Origin of the sequence: Alistipes sp. An31A, assembly GCF_002159425.1 — a bacterium.
Lineage (GTDB): Bacteria > Bacteroidota > Bacteroidia > Bacteroidales > Rikenellaceae > Alistipes > Alistipes excrementigallinarum.
Genome location: NZ_NFIO01000006.1, coordinates 1 through 21,814 on the forward strand (window position 1 = coordinate 1; position 21,814 = coordinate 21,814).

Consider the following 21,814-nt stretch of genomic DNA (forward strand, 5'->3'; position numbering starts at 1 on the left):
TTCGTCTTGTCAATCTTCATCTTGTAGTAGCGGAAGGGATTCTTCTCGATCCATTCGTTGCGGACGGCATAGAGCAGGAAATTCTTCAAACAGCAGAGCAGATTGACTGCTCCGTTGTTGTGGCAGTTGTAAGCCGTCTGCATGTAGGTGTTCAATCCATCGACGTAGGCATAGTCGACCGTCTCCAGCGGAAGATTCTCTTTGTGGTAGGTATCCCGGATATATTCGGTCATGTAGCGCAGCAGGCGGTGGTACTTGTTGCCGAGAGCTGCGTGATGCGGGTGCCGACCTCCTGCTGCCGTTTCTCGCAGTATTTGCCGAACTCCGCCAGCAACATCCGGCTCGAAGAGGCGGAGCCCAGCAGCTGTTTGACAGCAAAGCAGGTCGGCGTCCTGTTCTCATGGATCAGGCGGTCGTAGGCAGCAAGGATGGAGGCCCGGTAGCTGGCGATGATACGGTTGATCTGCTGATTGACCTCGTCCTTGTAGAGTGAGCGTTCGAGGCGCTGGTTCCAGCGTTCGGGCTCAATCTGGCATTGTGTATAGACTTCGGTCGACTGGCCGGTCGTGGTGATGCGGGCATAGATCGGGGCCTTGCCCTTTTTCGTGACTTTGGTCTTCTTGCAGAAGAAGACGACGCTGAAGGTGGTTCGTGGCAATAGGACGGCTTGGTTTTTGGATAAATTAAACGTCTTCAGCACCGGAATGTTGCAGAGGAAAATGATGCAAATCAGTAAAATATGGCCAAATCGTGACCTGTTTTCGGTCCGGGCAAAATAGGTCACGATTAAGGCGTGAAATACTTGCTGCCTTTTGCTTCAACAGGAGTGGGGGGAACACAAGAAAAAACCTTGCATATCGCTGATATACAAGGCTTTTTGCTTTCTTTCGGGGTTTCTTTCTGGCCCCCTCTGGAGCGGAAAACGGGACTCGGACCCGCGACCTCAACCTTGGCAAGGTTGCGCTCTACCAACTGAGCTATTTCCGCATGGTTCCCGCCGCCGGGCGCCTCCCGAGAGGCCTGTTACCCGTGTTTTGGGATTGCAAATATAAGCGCTTTTTTCGATTCCGCAAAATTTTCCCGCAAAAAAGCACGTTTTTTTCATCCCAACAGCCGTACCTCCCCATAAAAAAAGGTCCGGAACCGAACCGTTCCGGACCTTTGCGGGGTTGACCATTTCGATTGGTCGAATTAACGGACCTTGAAGCCCTCGTCCGCACGCATCGGAATCGGCAGCGAAGCGTAGTAGCCGCTTTCGAGCTTGTCGCGCACCGACTTGAAGGCCTCGAGCGTGAAGTTCACGTCGTCGAGCGTATGGGCTGCCGTGGGAATCACGCGCAGGATGATTTCGCCCTTCGGGATGACCGGGTAGACGACAATCGAGCAGAAGACGCCGTGGTTCTCGCGCAGGTCGACAATCAGGTTCGTCGCCTCGGGAATACCACCCTTCATGAAGACGGGGGTCACGGGCGAGTTCGTAACGCCGATGTTGAACCCGTTCTCGCGCAGACCGTTCTGCAGCGCGCGGACAATCACCCACAGCTTCTCCTGATACTCGGGGTGGTTGCGAATCAGCTCCAGACGCTTCAGCGCGCCGATGACCATCGGCATGGGGAGCGACTTGGCGTAGAGCTGCGAACGCATGTTGTAGCGCAGCAGGTTGATGAGCCAGCGGGGACCGCTCACGAAGGCGCCGATGCCGGCCATCGACTTGGCGAAGGTGTTGAAGAGCACGTCGACGCCGTCGACCACACCGAAGTGCGAAGCCGTACCGCGGCCGCCCTTGCCCATCGTACCGAAGCCGTGGGCGTCGTCGACCAGCAGACGGAACTGGAAGTCCTTCTTCATGGCGACAATCTCGTCGAGCTTGCCCAGATCGCCCTTCATGCCGAAGACGCCCTCGGTGATGACCAGCACGCCGCCGTTCTGCTCCTCGGCCAGCTCGGTGGCATGCTTGAGCTGCAGGCGGAGCGACTCCATGTCGTTGTGGCCGTAGACGAAGCGCTTGCCCTTGTGCAGGCGCAGGCCGTCGATGATGCAGGCGTGGGCCTCGGCATCGTAGACCACCACGTCACGCGGCGTGAGCAGGCAGTCGATAATCGAGAGCATGCCCTGGTAGCCGAAGTTGAGCAGAAAGGCATCCTCCTTGCCGACGAACTCGGCCAGCTCGCGCTCGAGCTGCTCGTGGTACTTCGTCTGGCCGCTCATCATGCGGGCGCCCATCGGAGCCGCCATGCCGAACTGGGCAGCGCCCTCGGCATCGGCCTTGCGCACCTCGGGGTGGTTGGCCAGACCGAGGTAGTTGTTCAGGCTCCAGTTGAGCATCTCCTTGCCGCGGAAACGCATGTGAGGACCGATTTCGCCCTCGAGTTTGGGGAATGCGAAATAACCGTGGGCATAGGCCATGTACTGGCCAATCGGGCCGCCGGCATTCTTCTCAAGACGGGAAAAAATATCAACCATTTCTATCCTAATTTTGATGTTCAGTTCGGTTCGGGGGGCGTACCTGAGTACGCAAAATCGCATTTGACGGCCAAAGTTAGCCATTTTTCGACCCTTGCGCGTACGCTTAAATACTTATTTTTCGGGAAAAGGGGCGCCCCGCGTCCGCTTACGACCGTCTGCTATGACCGTCTGCTCCGACGGTCGATGCTGTCGACGATGACCGCCACGGCGCCGTCGCCCGTGACGTTGGTCGCCGTACCGAAGCTGTCCATGGCGATGTAGGTGGCAATCATCAGCCCGACGAGCGTCTCGTCGAAGCCCAGCATCGACTCCAGCAGGCCGACGGCCGCCATGATGGCGCCGCCCGGAACGCCCGGGGCCGCCACCATCGTCACCGCCAGCAGCAGGATGAAGCCGACGAAGGTCGCCGTGGGGAGCTGCAGCCCGGCGAGCATCGAGACGGCCAGCGCACAGGCGACAATCTTCATCATCGACCCCGAGAGGTGGATGGTTGCGCAGAGGGGGATGACGAACGAGGCCAGCTCGGGGCGCACGCCGAGGCGGAGCGTCCGCTCGAGCGTCACGGGAATGGTTGCCGCCGAGGACTGCGTGCCGAGGGCCGTGACATAGGCCGGCAGCATCGTGCGGAGCATCACGAAGGGGTTGCGCCGGGCAACGGCCCCCGCCGTGAGGAACTGGAAGGCGAGCAGCAGGAGCGTCAGCACGAAAATCACGACGATGAGCTTGACGAAGACCTCCAGCACGGAGGCCACCTGTCCCGACTGCGTCATCATGAGGAAGATGCCGAAAATATAGAGGGGCAGCAGCGGGATGAGCACCCCGGAGATGGTCCGCTCGATGATGCTCCGGAACTCGCCCATCACCTCCTTCAGCCGCACGCTCTGCGCATAGGCCATCCCCAGTCCGAGGACGAAGGCGAGCAGCAGCGCCGACATCACCCCCATGACCGGCGGCATGGGGACGGTGAAGTAGGGGGCGAAGCTGACCGCCTCGGCCGCCGTGCCGGCCGCAGCGCCGCGCAGCATCAGGGGGAAGAGCAGCCGCCCGGCGGCGTAGGTGCCGAATCCCGAGATGAGCGTGAAGCCGTAGGCCAGTGCCGCCGTGAGGAGCAGCAGCCGCCCGGCGTTGCGTCCCAGGTCGGCGATGCCGGGGGCGACGAGCCCCAGAATGAGCAGCGGGATGATGAATTCGAGGAACTGCCCGAAGAGGGCGTTGAAGGTGGCCGCAACGCGCGTCAGCCACTCGGGGAAGAAGAGGCCGCAGAGGATGCCCGCGGCGATGGCCGCCAGTACGCGCGGCAGAAGACCGAATTTGAACTTCATGTCGGAGGGGAACTTTTCGTAAAGATAGGAAATAAATCCGCTCGACCCTCCGTCAGGCGCCTTTTCCGCCCGTTTCGGCGCCGTTTTCACCTTTTTTGTCCGTCGGGCGGGGCGCCCCGATGGAAAAACCGCCGGGAAAGGCTGCGCAAAAACGAGTCGCCGGGAAAGACCGAGCAAGGACGCATCGATGAAAAAGACCGGAGCTGGAAAGGGCCGCCGGAAAAGACCGCACCAGAAAGGGCCGGACGGGAAGACCGTACTGGAAAGGGCCTGCCGGAAAAGGCTGCGCGGAACGCACCGCCGGAAAAGAGAGCGGGCCGGAGGCGCACATGCACTTCCGGCCCGTTGCGGAGGGCGGCTGCATCGGGGGGGGCTACCGCGCGTCGGCGGGGAGCACCTCCTCGAGGCAGGCCACGGCGTTGAGCGTCCGCGGATAGCCGATGTAGGGCAGCAACTGCATGACGGCGCCCAGCAGCACCCTGCGGTCGTTGCCCGCCGCGACATTGCCCCGGATGTGGCCCTTGACCTGCGACTCGCAGCCGCCCAGCGAGACGAGCATCGCGAAGGTCAGCAGCTCGCGCTGCCGCGCATCGAGCCCCCTGCGGGTCTGGTAGTCGCCGAAGCAGTTGGCCGAGAGGGCGCGCTGCAGGGGGAGCAGGTCGGCGGGCGAGGTTTCATACATGCGGTCGATGGCCTCGCCGAAGAGCGACTTCTGGAGGGCGAGCCCCTTTTCGAGCCGCTCGTCACGGGTGACGGTCGCACGGCCCTTGAGCGGGAGCGCGACGCCCCGTCGGACCAGCAGCCGGTTCTTGAGGCCGAGCAGCCCCTCGACCCGTGCGAAGCCGACGTAGGGGGTGGCGTGGTAGAGCACCTCCTCGACCATCTCGGGTGAAAGACCCGCATCGAGCGCCGCCCCGACCGTCTGCCGGTAGAGGGGTTCACTCCCCAGCGCAATGGCCGACGCCATCGTCACGAGGATACGCTCCTCGGGGCTCAGCCCGCCGACGCGCCACACCTCGTCGAAGGCGAAGTTGCCGACCGCGGCGGCCAGCTCGGGGTCCGTGAGGGCGAGCTGTGCCGTCTCGTCCGACTGCCAGGCGGCCAGGTTGCGGGCCGCCTCGTCGGTCAGCGGCAGCCTCTCCTGCGACTGCCGCACGGGTGAAGGCTGCGCACCGGCCACGGCGGCGGCATAGGACTCGTCGTCGACCGGCTCGAGCCACGTGTTGCGGTTGGTGGCGGGGTTGCACTCGACGGCCAGGTGCGAGAACCAGCTGTCGGGGGCGGCGCCGTGCCAGTGCTCGACGTCGGGGGCAATCTCCACCACGTCGCCCGGCTGCAGCTCGCGGGCCGCGCTGCCGCGCTCCTGGTAGTAGCCGCGGCCGGCGGTCACAATCAGAATCTGGCCTCCGGTATGGCTGTGCCAGTTATTGCGGCAGCCGGGCTCGAAGGTGACGTTGTAGAGCGGGACGTTGAGCGCCTTGTTGGCGGTCAGGGGCGCCAGGTAGGAGCGCCCGGTGAAATACTGTGCATTGACGGGCGGATTCTCCGCACCCTGCGGGAAAATCTGCCGGAAAGAGGTCTGTTTATCCATGGTTGTCGGTGTTGTGTTTTGCCGGGCATTTTGCTGGGCATGGAGTGCGGGCGCGAGCAGAAGCGTCGCCGCAGCCGCCAGCAGGGCGGTTCGCATACGGAGTCTTGCATTCATGGCTGTTCGTTTTTTTCGTGCGTTGGTCGGACGGTGGAGGAAAGCCCCGCCGTGAGGAGGCCGGCAGCGGACCGGCAGCGAATACCGGTCGGGCGATGCGGTGTGTGATGTGTGCAGAAGTTGCGCGTCGGCCTCCCGCACCGGCGGTGCTCCTTTCCGTCCGATGCAAAGGTAGCGCATCGCGCCGCAGCTCCGCCCAACCCTATTCCGGGAAAACCTACCCCGATTCCGGTTTCTGCCTGCGCCGCCCGCTCCGCGCGGGGCAGCGGGGGCCTTCCGCCCGGTCGGGGGGGCTCTTCCGCCCGCAGCTTCATCCGCCCGGGCGCGTCCGGTCGGGGGCTCTTCCGCCCGGCGCTTTGTCCGGCCGGGACAGCATCCGGCCCGTACCGGGGCATGGAATCCGCACCGACGGCGCGGGCATCTATCCCGATTCCGGATTGCGCTACCCCGATTCCGGTTTTGCGGCCGCCGGCGCTCCGTTCCCGCAAAAAAGAGCTATCTTTGTCCTGAAACCAATTCCACGGCATCCATGGCAGAGAGAGAAAGGGAGCAAATCCTCCACATCGAATCGGTCGGCGAGTACAACGCCCAGCTCGGCATCGAGACACTCCACCCGCTGGTGAGCGTCATTGACATGTCGGAGGTCTCACCCATCCGCCACCAGCGGCAGACCTTCGGCTTCTACGCCATCTTTCTCAAGGAGGTGAAGTGCGGCGACCTGCTCTACGGCCGCCACCACTACGACTATCAGGAGGGGACGCTCGTCTGTCTGGCACCGGGACAGGTCATCGGCGTGGAGGACAACGGCGAAAAGTTCCAGCCCAAGGGGTGGGCGCTGGTCTTCCACCCCGACCTCATCCGCGGCACGTCGCTGGCCCGCAACATGAAGGAGTACTCCTTCTTCTCGTACGAGGTGAACGAGGCGCTGCACCTTTCGGAACGCGAACGCGAGCTGGTCATCGACTCGCTGCGGAAAATCCGCAACGAGCTCGAGCACGCCATCGACCGCCACAGCCGGCGGCTGATAGCCATCAACATCGAGATGCTGCTGGACTACTGCCTGCGCTTCTACGAGCGGCAGTTCATCACGCGCCAGCATGTGAATCACGACGTGCTGAGCCGCTTCGAGCGGCTGCTCGACGACTACTTCACCGGCGACCGCGCCCGCCGCGAGGGGCTCCCCACGGTGAAGTACTTCGCCGGAGAGCTCTGCCTCTCGCCCAACTACTTCGGCGACCTGGTCAAGCGCGAGACGGGCAAGACGGCCCAGGAGTACATCCAGCTCAAGCTGGTCGAGGCGGCCAAGGAGCTGATGCTCGCCCCGGGGCGCAGCATCGGCGAGGTGGCCTATGCGCTGGGATTCCAATATCCGCAGCACTTCACGCGCCTCTTCAAGAAGGTTACCGGCCAGACCCCCAACGAGTACCGCTCGCAGCAGAGCTGAGAGGCGCGGCGCAACGGGCGTGCACCGCAGCACCCCCACGTCGCTTCACCGCAACGCAACGCGTTCCACGCGACGCTGCACCGCATCCGAGGCACAGCACCGCGGCGCAAACATCTGCCTACCGCCCCACGGCGCAACGTCCGGGCTCCGGCAGCGCCTGCTCCGTACAGCTCGTGCCGCCTCCTACGGCCGGACGACGCGCTACCGGCTCTTCGATTTCGACTTCGGCTTTCCCGCCGGACGGCTTTCGGCCGCCGGGCGGGATTTTTTACGCACCGACCATCCGAAACGGCCCAGGCTGCGCCCCAGGGCGAAGTATTCGCCGTGCGAGTAGGCAATCAGCCCGGCCCGCTCCAGGTCGAAGCGCCCCGTTGCGGGGTCGATGTAGGCGGGGTCGACCTGCACGCCGACCACCTCGGCCAGAAAGAGGTCGTGCGAACCGAGCGGCAGCCGCTGACGCACGCGGCACTCGATGTTGACGGGCGACTCGGCCACCAGGGGCGCCTCGACCCGGTCGGAGGGGAGCGGCGTGAGCCCCGCCTCGCGGAACTTGTCGCAGTCACGACCCGAGCGGACGCCGCACCAGTCGGTGGCGCGGGCCAGCGCCTGCGTGGTGAGGTTGATGACGAAGGCCCCCGTGCGGCGGATAATCTCGTAGGAGTGGCGCTCGGGGCGGAGCGAGATGGAGCACATCGGCGGATTGGTGCAGACGGTGCCCGTCCAGGCGACGGTCAGCAGGTTGTACTCCTCGGGGGTGGCGCCGCAGCTCACCAGCACGGCCGGCAGCGGGTAAATCAGCGTGCCGGGCTTCCAGCGCTCACGGGCCGCCGCTGCCGGAGCGGTCAAAGCCGGAGCCGGGGCGGTCAAAGCCGGAACCGGAGCGGTCGAAGGCTCAGAGGGTGACGGAGCAGCGGAGCGGTCCTCACCGTCGGAGGAGCGGCGGGCGGAGGCGGTCGAAGGGCGTCCGGCAGAGGAGGGCCGGCGTGCGGGACGGGCCGGGGTTGCATTCCGGCGGGCGGAGGTTTTGCGTTTTTCCATCAGAGGCGGAGATTTCAGAGGTTGGTCAACGGCCGGTCTGTGCCTCCGGTCGGGCGTCGGATGCGGCAGCCGGAGCCGCGGCGCCGTCGTCGTCGGAGGAGGAGGAGGCAGCCGCAGAGGAGCCGCCGTCGAAGGCCCTCTCTTCCTCGGCGTCGGCAGCGGCGAAGAACTTGCTGAAGAAGAGCATCTGGTAGTCGATGGCGTTGGCCCAGTAGGAGAGCTCGTGCCCCCCCGGGCGGACGCAGAAGTCGTGGGGGATGCCCCGCCGGCGCAGCTCGCGGTGGAAGGCGCGGTTGACCTCGAAGATGAAGTCGTCGTAGCCGCAGTCGATGATGAGCGCCGGCGTGCGGGCCGGGTCAAGCTGCGGGATGAGGTTGATGGGGGTCATCCGCTCCCAGTTTTCGGGCGACTCGGACTGCCGTCCCAGCAGCCGGTCGAGCTCCCACCGTCCGGGGAAGGGGCGGATGTCGAGCCCGCCGCTCATGCTCCCCGCCGCACCGAAGAGGTCGGGGTGGAGCAGCCCCAGCCGCATGGCGCCGAAGCCCCCCATGCTCAGTCCGGCTACGGCCCGGTGGCGGGCGTCGCGCGCCACGGGAAGGTGGGCGTCGGCATAGGGTATCAGCTCCCCGACCAGAAAGCTCTCGTAGCGGCTGGTCGTATCGACGGGGCTGTCCATGTACCAGCTCTGCCCACCGTCGGGGCAGAGCAGGGCGATTCCCGTGCGGTCGACCAGCGCGGGGAGCCCGGTTTTGATTTTCAGCCACGAGAAGGCGTCACCGCCGTAGCCGTGCAGCAGCAGAAGCAGCGGCGCGGGGTGGTGCTCCGAAGCACCGTCGGGCAGCACGGCCACCACCGTCACCGGGCGGTTCAGCACCCGGCTGTCGAGCGAAAGGGTATCGATGCGGGCCGCCGCGGCGCGGGAGCCGCAGAGCAGGGCGAGCAAAAGGGCAAACAGAACTCTTCGTTTCATCATGTCAAGCTGTTTTTTTCGATACGCAAAAATAGGAAAAAACGCTATCTTTGCTTCATGCTCCCCGATTTCATTCAATATCTGGCCGCCGAACGGCGCTACTCGCCGCTCACCGTGCGCAACTACAGCCACGACATCGAGCAGTTCTACGCCTGGCTCGGCACCGACGACGAGCACTTCGACCCCCGCGGGGTGACCGCCGAACGGGCCCGCGAGTGGATTCTCCACCTCTCGGAGCAGGGGCGGCTCGGGGCGGCCTCCATCAACCGCGAGGTCTCGTCGCTGCGCTCCTACTTCAAGTGGATGCTGCGCCGCGGCATCGTCGAGCAGAATGTCTTCCAGCGCATCCACGCGCTCAAGACCTCGCGGCGGCTGCCGGCCTTCGTCCCCGAGAGCCGCATGACGGGCATCGTCGGCGAGTGCGAGTTCGACAGCGAGCGGTTCACCACCGAGCGCAACTCGCTCATCGTGCTGCTGCTCTACGCCTGCGGGCTGCGGCTGGCCGAGCTGGTGGGCATCGACCGCACGGACTTCTCGGAGGACTACACCTCGCTGCGCGTGCGCGGCAAGGGGGACAAGGAGCGCATCGTTCCGGTCATGGAGTTCCTCCGCGAGAAGATTTTGCACTACCTGGAGCTAATCGAGCGGCAAAATATTTGCAATTCTTCGGAAAAAGCGTTAATTTTAACTCAGAAAGGAAAACGCATCTCGCGCAGCGTCGTCTACCGGGTGGTCCGCGAAGAGCTGGCACGGGGCGGGGTTCAGGGCAAGCGAAGCCCCCACGTGCTGCGGCACACCTTCGCCACCCATCTGCTCAACGGCGGAGCGGACATGCGTGAAATCCAGGAGCTCCTCGGCCACGCCTCGCTGCAGGCCACTCAGGTCTACACCCACAACAGCATCGCACGGCTGCGGGAGGTCTACAACAAGGCCCATCCCCGCGAAAAGGGTGGGAAGTGATAACACCTCTTAAATCTTTGTGCTATGAACGTACAGATTCAATCCGTGAAGTTCGACGCAGACAAGAAGCTGCTCGAATTCGTTGAGAACAAAATGGCCAAGCTCGACCGTTTTGCCGACCGCTCGACAGGCGCAGAAGTAGTCATGAAACTCGATAAGGACCACGACAGGGGTAACAAGGTAGCCACCATCACGCTCCACATGCCGGGCGAGGACCTGGTGGCCGACCACCGCTCGAAGAGCTTCGAAGAGTCGGTCGACGAAGCCATCGACGCGCTGAAGCGCCAGCTGGAGAAGTTCAAGGGCAAGTTCGACAAATAGAACGGCGCACGACATACCCCCATGCAGCAACGGCGGCCTTCGGACCGCCGTTTTTTTGTGCCCGCCGGAAGGGGCGCACCGCGCAACCCGCAGCCGGACGGAATGCACCGCGCAACCCGCAATGGGCGGCGTGCGGTGCGGAGAGCGACACGTTGGCCTTTCCGGCACCCTCCTTCCCGACCGACACCCTTTTTTATATCCTTTCCGGCGGCGCGTTTCACCCGCTTCGGCCCGGCCGGCTCTCTTCTATCCGACCCCTTGTCGCTCACCCGACCGTCCACCCGCCTCCTTCGGGCCGCAGCTTCGCTCCGCCGCCCGCCCCACTTTTGCCGCAGCACGGAGCGCTACACGGTCCCCCGCTGCCAACGGCCGCTGCGCAGGTAGAGCACCGAGAGCAGTAGCGTGACCAGATAGTAGAGGTGGTCGGTGGTCCAGCAGAGCGCCACGTCGGCGCGCAGCACGAGCGTGAGCCAGAGCGTATAGGCCATATAGAAGAGGATGGCCGCCAGGACGATGCCCAGCGTCACGCGCGTGTGGCCCGTTCCCGAGACGGCGAACTGCCCGATGAAGGCCGGCACGCAGAGCACGTAGGTCGAGAGCATCACCCAGAGCGAGGGGACGCCGTAGGCGACCAGCCGCGCATCGTCCGAATAGAAGCCCAGCACCCGTTCGGGGAAGAGGGCGATGAGGAGCGCCAGCGGCACGACGAACGAGAAGCAGAGGCGCGTCATGCGGCGGCAGAGCGGGCGCACCTCCTCCGCATGACCCGCGCCGATGAGGTTGCTCACCAGCGAGCTGGCCGTCGAGGCGAAGGCGTTGACGAAGAGGAAGACCACCGAGCCGATGCTGCGGACCATGTTCGTCACGGCCAGCTGGTCGGTCCCCAGCCGCTCGATGCAGACGAAGAAGAGGAACCAGCTGAGGAAGGCCATCCCCTCCTGGAGCATCACCCAGACCGAGATGCTCAGGATGTGGCCCAGCAGGCGGAGGTCCACACCGCCGAAGCGGAAGAGGCGGTAGCGGCGCCAGTCGAAGCGCAGCCGCGTGTAGAGGAGGAAGAAGAGGACCGAGACCGCCTCGGCGGCCACCGAAGCGATGGCGGCACCGGCGATGCCCAGCTCGGGGAGGCCGCAGCGGCCGAAAATCAGCAGGTAGTTGAGCACGACGTTCGTCAGCACCATCACCACCGAGTTGGCCGTAAGAATCCGCGTGCGGGTCGTCCCCACGTAGAGGGCGCGGAACATCGCCGCGGCGAAGGAGAAGAAGAAGCCCCAGACGCGCCAGTCGAGGTAGTCGACGGCGGCGCGGCGTACCGCCTGCTGCTCGACGAGCAGCGAGAAGAGCCCCTCGGCGCAGAGGCGCGAGAGGGCGAAGAGCAGGGCGGCAAGCAGCAGCAGGAAGAGCGACCCCTGCATGAAGACGGGGCCGATTTCGTGCAGCCGCCCCTCGCCGTTGCGGCGGGCGATGAGCACCTGCGCCCCGACGCTGAAGCCGAAGCCCAGCATGAAGACCACCAGATAGAAGACACCGGCCAGCGCCGAGGCGGCCAGCTCGGTGCGCCCGTCGCCGTAGTGGCCCAGGTAGATGGTGTCGGTCAGCCCCACGAGCTGCTCCATGAGGAGGCTTACCAGCACCGGAATGGTGATTTTCAGTATGTTGCGGTTCGTGTAGCGCTGCATGGGTACAGGGGTTTCGGGGTGGGGTGCGGAGACAAAAAAAGCGACCGGAAGTTCGGTCGCCTTATTGGTAGTGGATAGGGGATTCGAACCCCTATGTCATGCGTGAGAGGCATGTATCCTAACCCTTAGATGAATCCACCGTTGAATTGTGGTGCAAAGATAGCGACTAAAATCGAATCTGCAAATTTTTCGGTAAAAAAAGTGCATTTTTCTGCAAAAACCGCCCGCCAGGGGGCTTTCGGGGTGCCGAAGCACGCCACAGACTCCCCCGCTGCCTCCACCGGGCGCCGGGACACGCCTCCTTCCACTGCTCCATCGCCCCTGTGACGGCCCCCGTCACCCTCCCGCCGGGGCGGCGATTCCGCGGCCGGCGCTTGCATTATCGACCGAGTTGTCTTATCTTTGATTTCAGGAAGCTGCAAAACGGCGCTTCCCGAGAAAACACCTTTTCACGATGAAACGAACCGGCATCCTCCCCCTGCTGCTCCTGGCGCTCATGCTGGGAGCCTGCACCCCGAAGAAGAGCGAACCCCGCTTCGAGACGCTGGCGCTCGACACGCTCGTGCACGCGGGCGCCGCGCAATACGACATCCAGTACCGCTTCCTCTCGCTGGAGGAGGCCGACCGCTCGCCGGCGCTGCAGGCCATCGAGGAGGCCGACATCGCCTACTTCTTCGAGCTGGAGGGCTTCACCGGCACGGCCCGCGAGGCGATGCGCACGGCCGTTGAGCAGCTCGCCGACGGCTCGATGCTTCCGGGCGACGAGGCGGCCCGCTACAGCTATTCGGTCGAGGCGACCGCCGCACGGGTCGACACGCTGCTCGTCTACACCATCACCCGCTCGGGCTATCTGGGCGGTCCCCACGACCTCTACGACACCACGACGCACACCTATTCGCTCGAGGGGGGCTACGAACTGACGCTGGGCGACCTCTTCACCCCGCAGCAGCAGGAGCGCCTCGCCGGCCTCATCCGCTCCCGGCTGCGGGCGCAGTACCACGTCTCCGACGACGAGGGGCTCGCCGCGCTGGGCTTTTTCCCCGACTACATCCTCCCGTGCGAGAACTTCCAGCCCACCGACGAGGGCATCCTCTTCCGCTACGCCCCCTACGAAATCGGCGACAATGCGCTGGGCGACATCGAGGTGCTGGTCAGCCGCGCCGAGCTCGAACAGCTCTGACCCGACGGGCTCCGACAAGCAGCCGCCGAGGCCCAGCGCCCGAACTCCGGCGTCTGCTGAAGTCCGGCACCCGGCACCCGGCCATAGGCAACCGACAGCCCCCACCAGCCGCCGGTTCCCAAAGCCCGACGCCCTGTGACCGACAGCCCCCACCAGCCGCCGGCCCCCAAAGTCTTGTGACCGGCAGACGGCACCAGCCGCCCGTCGCAAAATCCCCGCCGCCCGCCTCCTTCGGCGGCAATCCGCTGCAAACCAAAACTATACGCACACTTCGCAGCCCGCCGCGGCATCCCCGCCGCACAACTCCAGACAACAAAAAAACGGTCCGGACTCTCACGAAGAGAGCTCGAACCGTTTTTTTCGACAGGGCACCACCCCCATCGAAAACGAGGTTCAATCGGAGGTATTCGACCCCGGAACGAGCACCGCCCCGTCGGTCTTAGCAGCAGTCGGACCGCTGCAACCTGCCGATTTCCTCAACCAACCTAAAACTACTAACCTAAATGAACCTTAAAACTTCACTGCAAAGGTAAGGGGCTGTTTTGAATTATGCAAATATTTTAGTAATATCTTAAATATATTTAACAATTTGATAACATAAACAGCCTTCTAGTGATTTCCACGGCCGCTTGAAACCGTTGGAAAGCAGGATGATGCGTCTCCGACAAACGGTTCCGTCCGAGGCAAAGGCCATTCGGTCCGACCGAGTGAAGCGGCGGCAAAACCTACGCCTGCGGGCAAAAAAAATCGGAGCCACCGGGAAGAGGGTCCCGACAGAACCGAAGCGCAAAACAAGGCACAAAAAAAGGAAACCCGGAATCGGGCTGAGCCCGAACTCCACAGTTTCCTCACCAACCTAAAACTACTAACCTAAATGAACCTTAAAACTTCACTGCAAAGATACGGGGCTGTTTTGAATTATGCAAATATTTTAGTAATATTCTAAATATATTTAACAATTTGGTAACATAAACCGCCCTGAATGGGCTTGTAGAGGCACCGAAAACGATTGCGCAGTCGACAAAGTTCCCATTCCGGACCGCTCCATCCGTTGCCGTTCCGTTCAGCCGAGGTGCCGATTGGAGAGGGTTCAAGCGGGGAAGAGTGTAGGCGGGGAAGGGAGGTGCGAGCAGGAAAAAGGCGCGCGGAAAGAGGGCGGGCGGAAAAAGGCGTGCGGGAAAGAGAGCGCACGGGAAGATGCGTACGGGAAGATGCGTACGGGAAGATGCGTACGGGAAAGGAGGCGCGAAAAAAAGGCGTGCGGGAAAGAGGGCACGCGGGGAAGAGGGCGCGCGGGGAAGAGGGCGCGCGGGAAAGAGAGCGCGGAAAGAGCGCGCACGGGGAAGAGAGCGCACGGGAAAGAGAGCGCACGGGAAAGAGAGCGCACGGGAAAGAGAGCGCACGGGAAAGAGAGCGCACGGGAAAGAGAGCGCACGGGAAAGGAGGCGCGAAAAAAAGGCGTGCGGGAAAGGAGGCGCGGAAAAAAGGCGTGCGGGAAAGGAGGCGCGAAAAAAAAAAGCGCGCGGGAAAAGGGCGCGAAAAAAAAAAGCGCGCGGGAAAAGGGCGCGAAAAAAAGAAGGCGAGGAAAGAAGGCAAAGGAAAAAGGCAGCAGGGCACCGGACACCTCAGAAGGAAGACAGCAGCCCAAAAGGAAAAAGAACAGCTCGGAAAGGAGAAAGAGCAGCTCGGAAGAAAAAGCAGGGCAGCAGACACCCCGGAAGAGGAGGGGCTGAAAATAAAAAAAGTCGGAGCCGCCGGAAACTGGGTCCGGGCAGAACCGAAGCGCAAAAAGGGGCACAAAAAAAGGAAACCCGGAATCGGGCTGAGCCCGAACTCCACAGTTTCCTCACCAACCTAAAACTACTAACCTAAAATGAACCTTAAAACTTCGTTGCAAAGATAAGGCTGTTCGGTGAATTATGCAAATATTTTAGGAATATTCTAAATAAATTTAACAATCCCGTAACATTGTTCCCACCGCGACACGGGGAAATGCCTTCCCGAACGGTTCTACAGGGCAAGTACCTTGCGGTAGGTCGAGAGCAGCTCCGAGGCGATGACCTCGGGCTCGAAGCGGGCGACCCAGGCGCGTCCATCGGCAACCATCCGCCGGCGCAGCGCCTCGTCGCCGAGCACCTCCTCAATCCGCCGGGCCAGTTCCTGCGGGTCGTCGGGGTCGACGTAGAGGGCGCCGGGGCCTCCGGCCTCCTCGAGGCACGAACCCGTAGCGCCGATGGAGGGGACGCCGCAGTTGGCCGCTTCAATCATCGGGATGCCGAACCCCTCGTAGCGCGACGGATAGACGAAGAGGTCGGCGCCCTGGTAGAGCGCCGGCAGGTCGTCAAACGAAACGCCCTCGAGCACATGCAGATAGGGTGTCAGTCCATGCGCCGCGGCGAACTCCTCGACCTGCTGCGTATAGGGCGTGCGTTTGCCGACGGCCACGACGTGGCGCGGTGCGGGAAGCTGGGCGACGGCCTGCAGCAGCAACAGCAGATTCTTGCGCTCCTCGATGCTCCCCACCGAGAGGATGTAATGGTCGGGCAGCGCATGGCGCCGGCGCACGTCGTCGAGCAGCGCCGCATCGACCGGATGTTTGAAACGCTCGTCACACCCCTGGTAAATCACGTCGATTTTCTGCTCCGGAATACCGAAGAAGTGCATCACGTCGCGCTTGGTCGCTTCGCTGATGGCGATGATGCGGTCGGCACGGCGGCAGGCGCTGCGGAACTTGAGCGTATAAATCCAGCGGTCGACGGGCTTGTAATAGGCCGGGAAGCGCAGGAATATCAGGTCGTGAATCGTCACCACCGACCGAACGCCCCGCTTGCGGAGGCCCGAGGGCAGTTCGCCGCTCAGGCCGTGGAAGAGCGCCGTGTCGGGCGCCAGTTCGCGGCTCAGGCCGAACGAGCGCCACAACGCCTTGAAGGGGCCGTGCAGCGGCTTGCGCGGATAGCGGAAGGTGAGCTGCGGGATACCGTCGAGCCGCCGGCGCAGCTCATCGCGTCCCGGGTCGGGCGTATAGAGGTCGTAGCGGTTCTGCGGCGCAAAGCGGGCCAGCATGGCGACCATCGTCCGGCCGTAGTTACCCAGACCCGTAGCGTTGTGGGTGATGCGCTTGGCGTCGAATGCGATGCGGAGGCTTCGGAAATCCAGATTCATGACGGAATAAGCATCTTATGCGTAAAGATTGAGGTATCGTGCGTAGAGGTGGTCGTAGGAGAAGCTGCGCTCGAAATCGGCGCGGGCCTCGCGCCCCATGCGTTCACGCAGAGGGGCATCGTCGAGCAGCCGCCGCAGCGCCTGCGCCAACGCCTCTTCGTCGCCCGGGTGCACAAGCAACCCCGTACGCCCGTCGTCGATGAATTCGGGCTGCGAGCCGTTGTCGGAGCAGACCTGGGCGCGCCCCGCCTGCATCGCCTCGAGCACCGTCAGACTGCCCGCCTCGCTGACCACCGAGGGCGAGACGCAGAGGTCGGCCTGCGGCAGCAGCCGGTCGGCCCCGCGGACGAAGCCCGCAAAGAAGACCTTGCCGCGCAGCGCCTCTTCGGAGGCCGTTTCACGGAGTGCGGCGACGAAGCGCTCCTCGCCCGTGCCGACCAGCACCAGCGCGAAGTCGTGCTCGGCCAGCCGCGCGCAGGCGCGCAGCAGCACGTCGCACCCCTTTTCGGGGACCAGGCGGCCGCAGAAGAGCAACAGCGGCGTAGCGGGCGCAATGCCGAAACGACGGCGCAGGTCGGCGGCAGGCTCCCCGTCCGACGCCGCAACGGGCTCCGGAACGCTGTTGTGGATGACGCAGAGCCTGGCCGGGTCGACCGGCGGCTCGCCCGCGAGGAACTCGCGTCGGGCCAGCTCCGAGACGAAGGCGATGCGGTCGATGCGGCCGTAGAACCAGCCGTAGAGCCATCCCCGCTTGCCGCGCCGCACCAGATGGCGCGTCAGAACGATGCGGGGCCGCACGCCGAAGAGGCGGCTCAGCAGGCAGGCATAGGCCGCCGTGAAGGCATCCTTGAAGTGGTGGACATGGACCACCGAGGCCCGCGTCCGCAGAATCAGCAGCGCCAGCAGCAGCGCCGACCAGAGGTCGACGGCCCCCTTCAGGGGCATCGTGCGGCACCCGGTCCCGAGGCCCGCCGTGCGCTCGCCGATGATGCGGCTCCGGCGCGAAACCAGCTCCACGCGCCGGCCGTCGGCCAGCAGGCGGCGCGTGAGGTCGTAGACGAACTGCTCGCCACCGCCCCACGCGGGGGTCGCGAATATCTGGATGATGGTTCCGGAGTGCTCCATAAGGACAAATATAGTGAAAATTTTCAATGCGCCATACGGCGGCGGAGACTCGTGCCCCAGCGGCGCGCCGTGAGCAGGAGCACGACTGCCGGCCGCAGCGCATGCCAGCGGTCGAGGGCGAACATCAGCAGCTCGCTCCGCGAGAAGAAGCCGCTCAGAATGCGGTGCAGCCCCCGCGTCTGGTCGCGCAGCCGGCATACGTAGGGGTCGCCGCCCCGCCAGGGGCTGCTGCTGCGGTCGATGTAGCGGATGTACCACCAGAGCTCGTTGACCAGCCGGTAGAGGTCGGCGCCGCTGTCGGCAAGCCGCACGGCGTTGCGGCGGAAGATGTCGTCAACCACCTCGGCGTAGCTGCGGCAGTAGTCGAAGCTGATGCGGCGGTGAATCTCCGAACCGGGGCGCTGCAGGTAGTTGTACCCGGCGTAGTCGATGAAGCGCACGTGCGGCGCGCGGCAGGCAATCTGGATGTTGACCAGCGTATCCTGCCCCCGGCGCATGGGATAGTGGAGCAACGTGCCGTCGAAGAGCGAGCGTCTGAAGAGCTTGCCCCACAGCGAGGGGGCGACGCCGAAGGTCATCACCTCGCGCAGGTAGCCCAGCCCCTCGAGGTCGGCCGTGCGTCCCTCGCGGACGACCGTCCGGTAGGAGGCGCAGACGCGCGTGTAGTTGCCGCAGACGATGTCGCAGTCCGCACGCTCCTCGATGGCCGCAACCATCCGCTCGAGCATGTCGGGCTCCCACCAGTCGTCGCCGTCGAGAAAGCAGACATACCGTCCACGGGAGCGCGACAGCGCCGTCTCACGGGCGCGGGCCACGCCGCGGTTCTCGGTCGAGAGCACCACGAAGCGGTCGTCGCCGGCGGTCAGGCGCCGGATTTCGGCCAGCGAGCCGTCCTTCGAGCCGTCGTCGACGACGATGGCCTCGAAATCGGGGTAGCTCTGGCGCCGGACCGATTCGATGCAGGGGGCAAGGTAGCCCTCAAGGTTGTAAACCGGGATGACGACCGACACCGCGGGGGCGGCAAGTCGGTCGTTTGAAAGGGAGGGGGTATCCATTGAATCGAGTTATTTGACGTAGTTGCGGACGGCCTCGGCAATTCGTTCGCCGTCCATGGCCGCCGAGATGATGCCTCCGGCATAGCCGGCACCCTCGCCCGCCGGGAAGAGCCCGGCAGCTTCGGGGTGCATGAGCATCGCCTCGTCGCGCGGGATGCGCACGGGCGACGAGGTGCGCGACTCGACGCCGACGACCACCGCCTCGTTGGTCAAGAAGCCGCGCATGCGCCGCCCGAAGGTGGCGATGCCCGCCCGCAGCCGCTCGGCGATGAAGCGGGGCATCCACTCGTCGAGACGCGAGGGGGTGATGCCCGGCAGGTAGGAGGTCGCCGGCAGCGTCGTGCTGGGGCGTCCCGCCACGAAGTCGGCCACACGCTGTGCGGGGGCCACCTGGTGGTCGCCGCCCCGCTCGCGGGCCAGCTCCTCGAACTGCTGCTGGAACTTCAGACCGGCCAGCTCGCCCCACTCGTCGCGCAGGTGGGCGAAGTCCTCGAGGCGGATTTCGGTCACCAGTCCCGAGTTGGCGAAGGGCGACGTGCGGCCGCTGGGTGACATGCCGTTGACCACCGACTGCGCCGCATCGGTCATCGCCGGGACGATGAATCCGCCGGGACACATGCAGAAGGAGTAGACGCCGCGTCCGCCCTCCTGGCTGACAAGCGAGTAGGCTGCCGCCGGGAGGTACTCGCCGCGCCGCTCGCAGTGGTACTGAATCGAATCGATGAGCGCCTGGGGATGCTCGATGCGTACCCCCATGGCGAAGGGCTTCGCCTCGAGCCGCACACCGCGGCGCGCCAGCAGCTCGTAGATGTCGCGCGCCGAGTGGCCCGTGGCGAGGATGACGGCCGCCGCATCGATGCGTTCGTCGCCGCAGCGCACGCCCGTCACGCGGCCGTCGCGCAGCTCGAGGTCGGTCACCCGCCGCTCGAAGAGGAACTCTCCCCCGGCATCGAGAATCGTCCGGCGGATGGCCCGCATGATGTAGGGCAGGCGGTCGGTGCCGATGTGGGGATGCGCCTCGTAGAGTATCGAGGGGTCGGCGCCGTGGAAGACCAGCGTCTCGAGCGCCTTGTGGTAGTCGCCGCGCTTCTTGCTGCGCGTGAAGAGCTTGCCGTCGGAGAAGGTTCCCGCGCCGCCCTCGCCGAAGGCGTAGTTCGAATCGGGGTCGACCGCTCCGTTGCGGTTAATCTGTGCGATGTCGCGCTTGCGGGCCGAGACGTCGCGCCCGCGTTCGAGAATCACCGGCCGCAGCCCCAGCTCGATGAGGCGCAGCGCGGCGAAGAGGCCGGCCGGGCCCGAGCCTATGACAAGCACCTCCGTACGGCCGGCCACCGAGGGGTAGTCGAAGTGTACGGGTGCGGGCAGCGGCTCGCGGTCGACGTAGACCTCGAGCGTCAGGTTGACTTTGGGCTGCCGCTGGCGGGCGTCAATCGAACGCTTGACGACACGCACGAGGGCCACCTCGTCGGCGGCAAGGCCGAGACGACGCGCGGCGAGCGTATCGCACAAGCGGGTATCCGCCGCCTGTTTGGGCGAAAGGACAAGGGTAACAATCTGAGGCATAATGACTCGGTTGGGGGTCACAAAAATAGCGAAAAAAAAGCAGAAACGGCCGCCCCGGATTGGGATTTGTGAATTTTTCGCTACCTTTGTCTTTCGAACGCGGATATGGTGTAATTGGTAGCCACGTCAGACTTAGGATCTGATGCCTTACGGCGTGGGGGTTCGAGTCCCTTTATCCGCACTCCGGGGAGCCTTCGTCGAGGCTCCTTTTTTGTGGTGTGTGCGGTCGGAGGAAGAGGCCGAGGGCCGGGCCGGCATACAAACGGCGGACTGCGGACAGCATGCGGACGGACGGCAGACGGGCAACGGGCGACAGACGGCTGACGGCTGACGGAGAAAAAACGGGGCGGCGGCTTTGATGTGTCGCCGATTTGCCGTAATTTTCGAATGCGATTCATTTTTTTTCAAACGACACTGCATTATGAGAAAGGATTTCGGAGCTAAGAGCTGGCTCTATCCCATGCCGGTACTGATTGTGGCGGCCTACGACGAGCATGGTGTGCCCAACGCCATGAATGCCGCCTGGGGCGGGATGTTCACCGACGAGACCGTCGGCCTCTGCCTCTCGGCCGGGCACAAGACCACGAAAAACATCCTTGCCACGCGCGCCTTCACCGTCAGCATGGCCACCGTCGAGACCATCGAGGCGTGCGACTATGTGGGCATCGTCTCGGGCAACCGCGTGGCCGACAAGTTCACCCGGGCGGGGTTCCACGCCACCCGGTCGCCGCACGTCAACGCCCCGCTCATCGACGAGCTGCCGATGACGCTCGAGTGCGAGCTGCTCGCGTTCGACCCCGAGAGCTGCCACCTGACGGGGCGCATCGTCAACATATCGGCCGACGAGCGCATCCTCACCGACGGGCAGATTGACCCGGCGCTGCTGCACCCCGTCACCTACGACCCCGTCCGCCTCGAATACCGCGCGCTGGGCGCCCCGCTGGCCAAAGCCTTCGCCTGCGGCAAACGGCTCGACGCGGCGAAAAAGTGACCCGGCGGGGTACGATTCCCCGAAAATTCGATAAATTTGCCGTATGACTGCACTCTATCACGACATCATCTTCGGCCCCGTCCACTCGCGGCGGCTCGGCCTCTCGCTGGGAGTCAACCTGCTCCCCGTCGAATCGAAACTCTGCAGCTTCGACTGCATCTACTGCGAATGCGGCTGGAATGCCGAGCACCCCGGAGCCCGGCGCTTCAACCCCCGGGAGGCGGTGCATGAGCACCTCGCAGCGACGCTCCGCCGCATGGTGGCCGACGGCACGCCGCCCGACGTCATCACCTTCGCCGGAAACGGCGAGCCGACGCTCCACCCCCACTTCGAGCAGATTATCGACGATACGCTCCGTCTGCGCGACGAGCTGTGCCCCACGGCACGGGTCTCGGTCCTCTCGAACGCCACGCAGCTCCACCGTGAGGAGGTGCGCCGCGCCCTGCGCCGCGTGGACAACAACATTCTGAAGCTCGACTCGGCCTTCGACGCCACCGTACGGTTAATCAACAACCCGCAGAGCCCCGACTACCGTGTGGCACGCATCGTGGAGCAGATGAAGCTCTTCGAGGGGCAGCTCATCGTCCAGACGATGTTCCTGCGCGGCGAGTGCAACGGACGGCGGGTCGACAACACCACCGAGGAGGAGGTCTCGGCCTGGCTGCGCCTCATCGGCGAGATTCGGCCGCGGCAGGTGATGGTCTACTCGCTCGACCGCGACACCCCCTGCCCGACGCTCGAAAAGGTTCCGCGCGAGGAGCTCCGTGCCATTGCCGCACGGGTCGAGGCGCTCGGCATCGCCTGCTCGGTAGCCTGACGCACCCGAAAAAGAC

The 21,814-nt window shown here is 64.3% G+C and carries 19 protein-coding genes and 3 tRNA genes; 8 read left to right on the plus strand and 14 right to left on the minus strand.

Going from position 1 to position 21,814, the window contains the following annotated elements; translation table 11 throughout:
* From B5F90_RS11150 to B5F90_RS06615, 6 genes are all read right to left on the minus strand, one after another.
* On the minus strand, nt 1-233 hold a 233-nt coding region (locus tag B5F90_RS11150; RefSeq protein ID WP_239307758.1), incomplete at its 3' end, for a phage integrase SAM-like domain-containing protein.
* On the minus strand, nt 230-784 hold the full coding sequence (locus B5F90_RS11155; protein WP_239307759.1) for an Arm DNA-binding domain-containing protein: 555 nt from the start codon (nt 782-784) through the stop codon (nt 230-232). The genes B5F90_RS11150 and B5F90_RS11155, both read right to left, overlap by 4 nt.
* A 127-nt stretch (nt 785-911) precedes the next feature.
* Nucleotides 912-987, minus strand: a tRNA-Gly gene (locus tag B5F90_RS06600).
* Between the two features lie 204 nt (nt 988-1,191).
* A complete protein-coding gene (locus B5F90_RS06605) occupies nt 1,192-2,463 on the minus strand; it encodes a pyridoxal phosphate-dependent aminotransferase family protein (RefSeq protein ID WP_087362013.1) in 1,272 nt (423 codons plus the stop codon).
* A gap of 161 nt (nt 2,464-2,624) precedes the next feature.
* Entirely contained in the window at nt 2,625-3,788 is a 1,164-nt protein-coding gene (locus B5F90_RS06610; protein ID WP_087362014.1) for a dicarboxylate/amino acid:cation symporter, read from the minus strand.
* Between the two features lie 373 nt (nt 3,789-4,161).
* On the minus strand, nt 4,162-5,379 hold the full coding sequence (locus B5F90_RS06615) for a carboxymuconolactone decarboxylase family protein (RefSeq protein WP_162607762.1): 1,218 nt from the start codon (nt 5,377-5,379) through the stop codon (nt 4,162-4,164).
* A 643-nt stretch (nt 5,380-6,022) separates the two neighbouring features.
* Here B5F90_RS06615 and B5F90_RS06620 point away from each other — a divergent pair.
* On the plus strand, nt 6,023-6,937 hold the full coding sequence (locus tag B5F90_RS06620; protein ID WP_087362016.1) for a helix-turn-helix domain-containing protein: 915 nt from the start codon (nt 6,023-6,025) through the stop codon (nt 6,935-6,937).
* A 201-nt stretch (nt 6,938-7,138) separates the two neighbouring features.
* Here the strand turns inward: B5F90_RS06620 and B5F90_RS06625 are convergent, their stop codons facing one another.
* Together B5F90_RS06625 and B5F90_RS06630 are read right to left on the minus strand one after the other, a co-directional pair.
* Complete coding sequence (locus tag B5F90_RS06625; protein WP_234025714.1) at nt 7,139-7,783, minus strand: flavin reductase family protein; 645 nt, start codon at nt 7,781-7,783, stop codon at nt 7,139-7,141.
* Nucleotides 7,784-8,000: 217 nt separating this feature from the next.
* Complete coding sequence (locus B5F90_RS06630; RefSeq protein WP_087362125.1) at nt 8,001-8,945, minus strand: alpha/beta hydrolase family protein; 945 nt, start codon at nt 8,943-8,945, stop codon at nt 8,001-8,003.
* A gap of 57 nt (nt 8,946-9,002) precedes the next feature.
* Here B5F90_RS06630 and B5F90_RS06635 point away from each other — a divergent pair, with 57 nt between their 5' ends.
* Both B5F90_RS06635 and raiA read left to right on the plus strand, forming a co-directional pair.
* A complete protein-coding gene (locus tag B5F90_RS06635; protein WP_087362018.1) occupies nt 9,003-9,905 on the plus strand; it encodes a tyrosine-type recombinase/integrase in 903 nt (300 codons plus the stop codon).
* A 24-nt stretch (nt 9,906-9,929) separates the two neighbouring features.
* Nucleotides 9,930-10,226, plus strand: coding sequence for a ribosome-associated translation inhibitor RaiA (raiA, locus tag B5F90_RS06640; protein WP_087362019.1), 297 nt, complete (start codon nt 9,930-9,932; stop codon nt 10,224-10,226).
* A 344-nt stretch (nt 10,227-10,570) separates the two neighbouring features.
* Here raiA and B5F90_RS06645 read toward each other — a convergent pair whose 3' ends face one another.
* Both B5F90_RS06645 and B5F90_RS06650 read right to left on the minus strand, forming a co-directional pair.
* Nucleotides 10,571-11,905: an MATE family efflux transporter gene (locus B5F90_RS06645; protein WP_087362020.1), complete on the minus strand. Its 1,335-nt coding sequence runs from the start codon at nt 11,903-11,905 to the stop codon at nt 10,571-10,573.
* A gap of 65 nt (nt 11,906-11,970) precedes the next feature.
* A tRNA-Glu gene (locus tag B5F90_RS06650) sits at nt 11,971-12,045 on the minus strand.
* Between the two features lie 314 nt (nt 12,046-12,359).
* Between B5F90_RS06650 and B5F90_RS06655 the strand changes: the two genes are divergently transcribed.
* Together B5F90_RS06655 and B5F90_RS06660 are read left to right on the plus strand one after the other, a co-directional pair.
* Complete coding sequence (locus B5F90_RS06655; RefSeq protein ID WP_087362021.1) at nt 12,360-13,085, plus strand: RsiV family protein; 726 nt, start codon at nt 12,360-12,362, stop codon at nt 13,083-13,085.
* A gap of 1,225 nt (nt 13,086-14,310) precedes the next feature.
* Nucleotides 14,311-14,943: a hypothetical protein gene (locus B5F90_RS06660; protein WP_087362022.1), complete on the plus strand. Its 633-nt coding sequence runs from the start codon at nt 14,311-14,313 to the stop codon at nt 14,941-14,943.
* 152 nt (nt 14,944-15,095) lie between these two features.
* Here the strand turns inward: B5F90_RS06660 and B5F90_RS06665 are convergent, their stop codons facing one another.
* The 4 genes from B5F90_RS06665 to B5F90_RS06680 are packed head-to-tail and all read right to left on the minus strand — an operon-like array spanning nt 15,096 to nt 19,990.
* Nucleotides 15,096-16,247 (minus strand): glycosyltransferase family 1 protein, encoded by a 1,152-nt coding sequence (locus B5F90_RS06665; RefSeq protein ID WP_087362023.1) that lies wholly within the window; start codon nt 16,245-16,247, stop codon nt 15,096-15,098.
* A 15-nt stretch (nt 16,248-16,262) separates the two neighbouring features.
* Nucleotides 16,263-17,372: a glycosyltransferase family 4 protein gene (locus tag B5F90_RS06670; RefSeq protein ID WP_087362024.1), complete on the minus strand. Its 1,110-nt coding sequence runs from the start codon at nt 17,370-17,372 to the stop codon at nt 16,263-16,265.
* Between the two features lie 23 nt (nt 17,373-17,395).
* Complete coding sequence (locus B5F90_RS06675; protein WP_087362025.1) at nt 17,396-18,427, minus strand: glycosyltransferase family 2 protein; 1,032 nt, start codon at nt 18,425-18,427, stop codon at nt 17,396-17,398.
* Between the two features lie 9 nt (nt 18,428-18,436).
* Complete coding sequence (locus B5F90_RS06680) at nt 18,437-19,990, minus strand: FAD-dependent oxidoreductase (RefSeq protein ID WP_087362026.1); 1,554 nt, start codon at nt 19,988-19,990, stop codon at nt 18,437-18,439.
* Between the two features lie 99 nt (nt 19,991-20,089).
* On the opposite strand from B5F90_RS06680, the gene B5F90_RS06685 reads away from it, so the two are divergent.
* The 3 genes from B5F90_RS06685 (at nt 20,090) to B5F90_RS06700 (ending at nt 21,798) form a co-directional block, all read left to right on the plus strand.
* A tRNA-Leu gene (locus tag B5F90_RS06685) sits at nt 20,090-20,171 on the plus strand.
* A 240-nt stretch (nt 20,172-20,411) separates the two neighbouring features.
* Nucleotides 20,412-20,981 carry a flavin reductase family protein gene (locus B5F90_RS06695; RefSeq protein WP_087362028.1) on the plus strand — a complete coding sequence of 190 codons (570 nt, stop codon included), beginning with the start codon at nt 20,412-20,414 and terminating at the stop codon, nt 20,979-20,981.
* Between the two features lie 43 nt (nt 20,982-21,024).
* Nucleotides 21,025-21,798 carry a radical SAM protein gene (locus tag B5F90_RS06700; RefSeq protein ID WP_087362029.1) on the plus strand — a complete coding sequence of 258 codons (774 nt, stop codon included), beginning with the start codon at nt 21,025-21,027 and terminating at the stop codon, nt 21,796-21,798.
* The last annotated feature ends 16 nt before the right edge of the window (nt 21,799-21,814 follow it).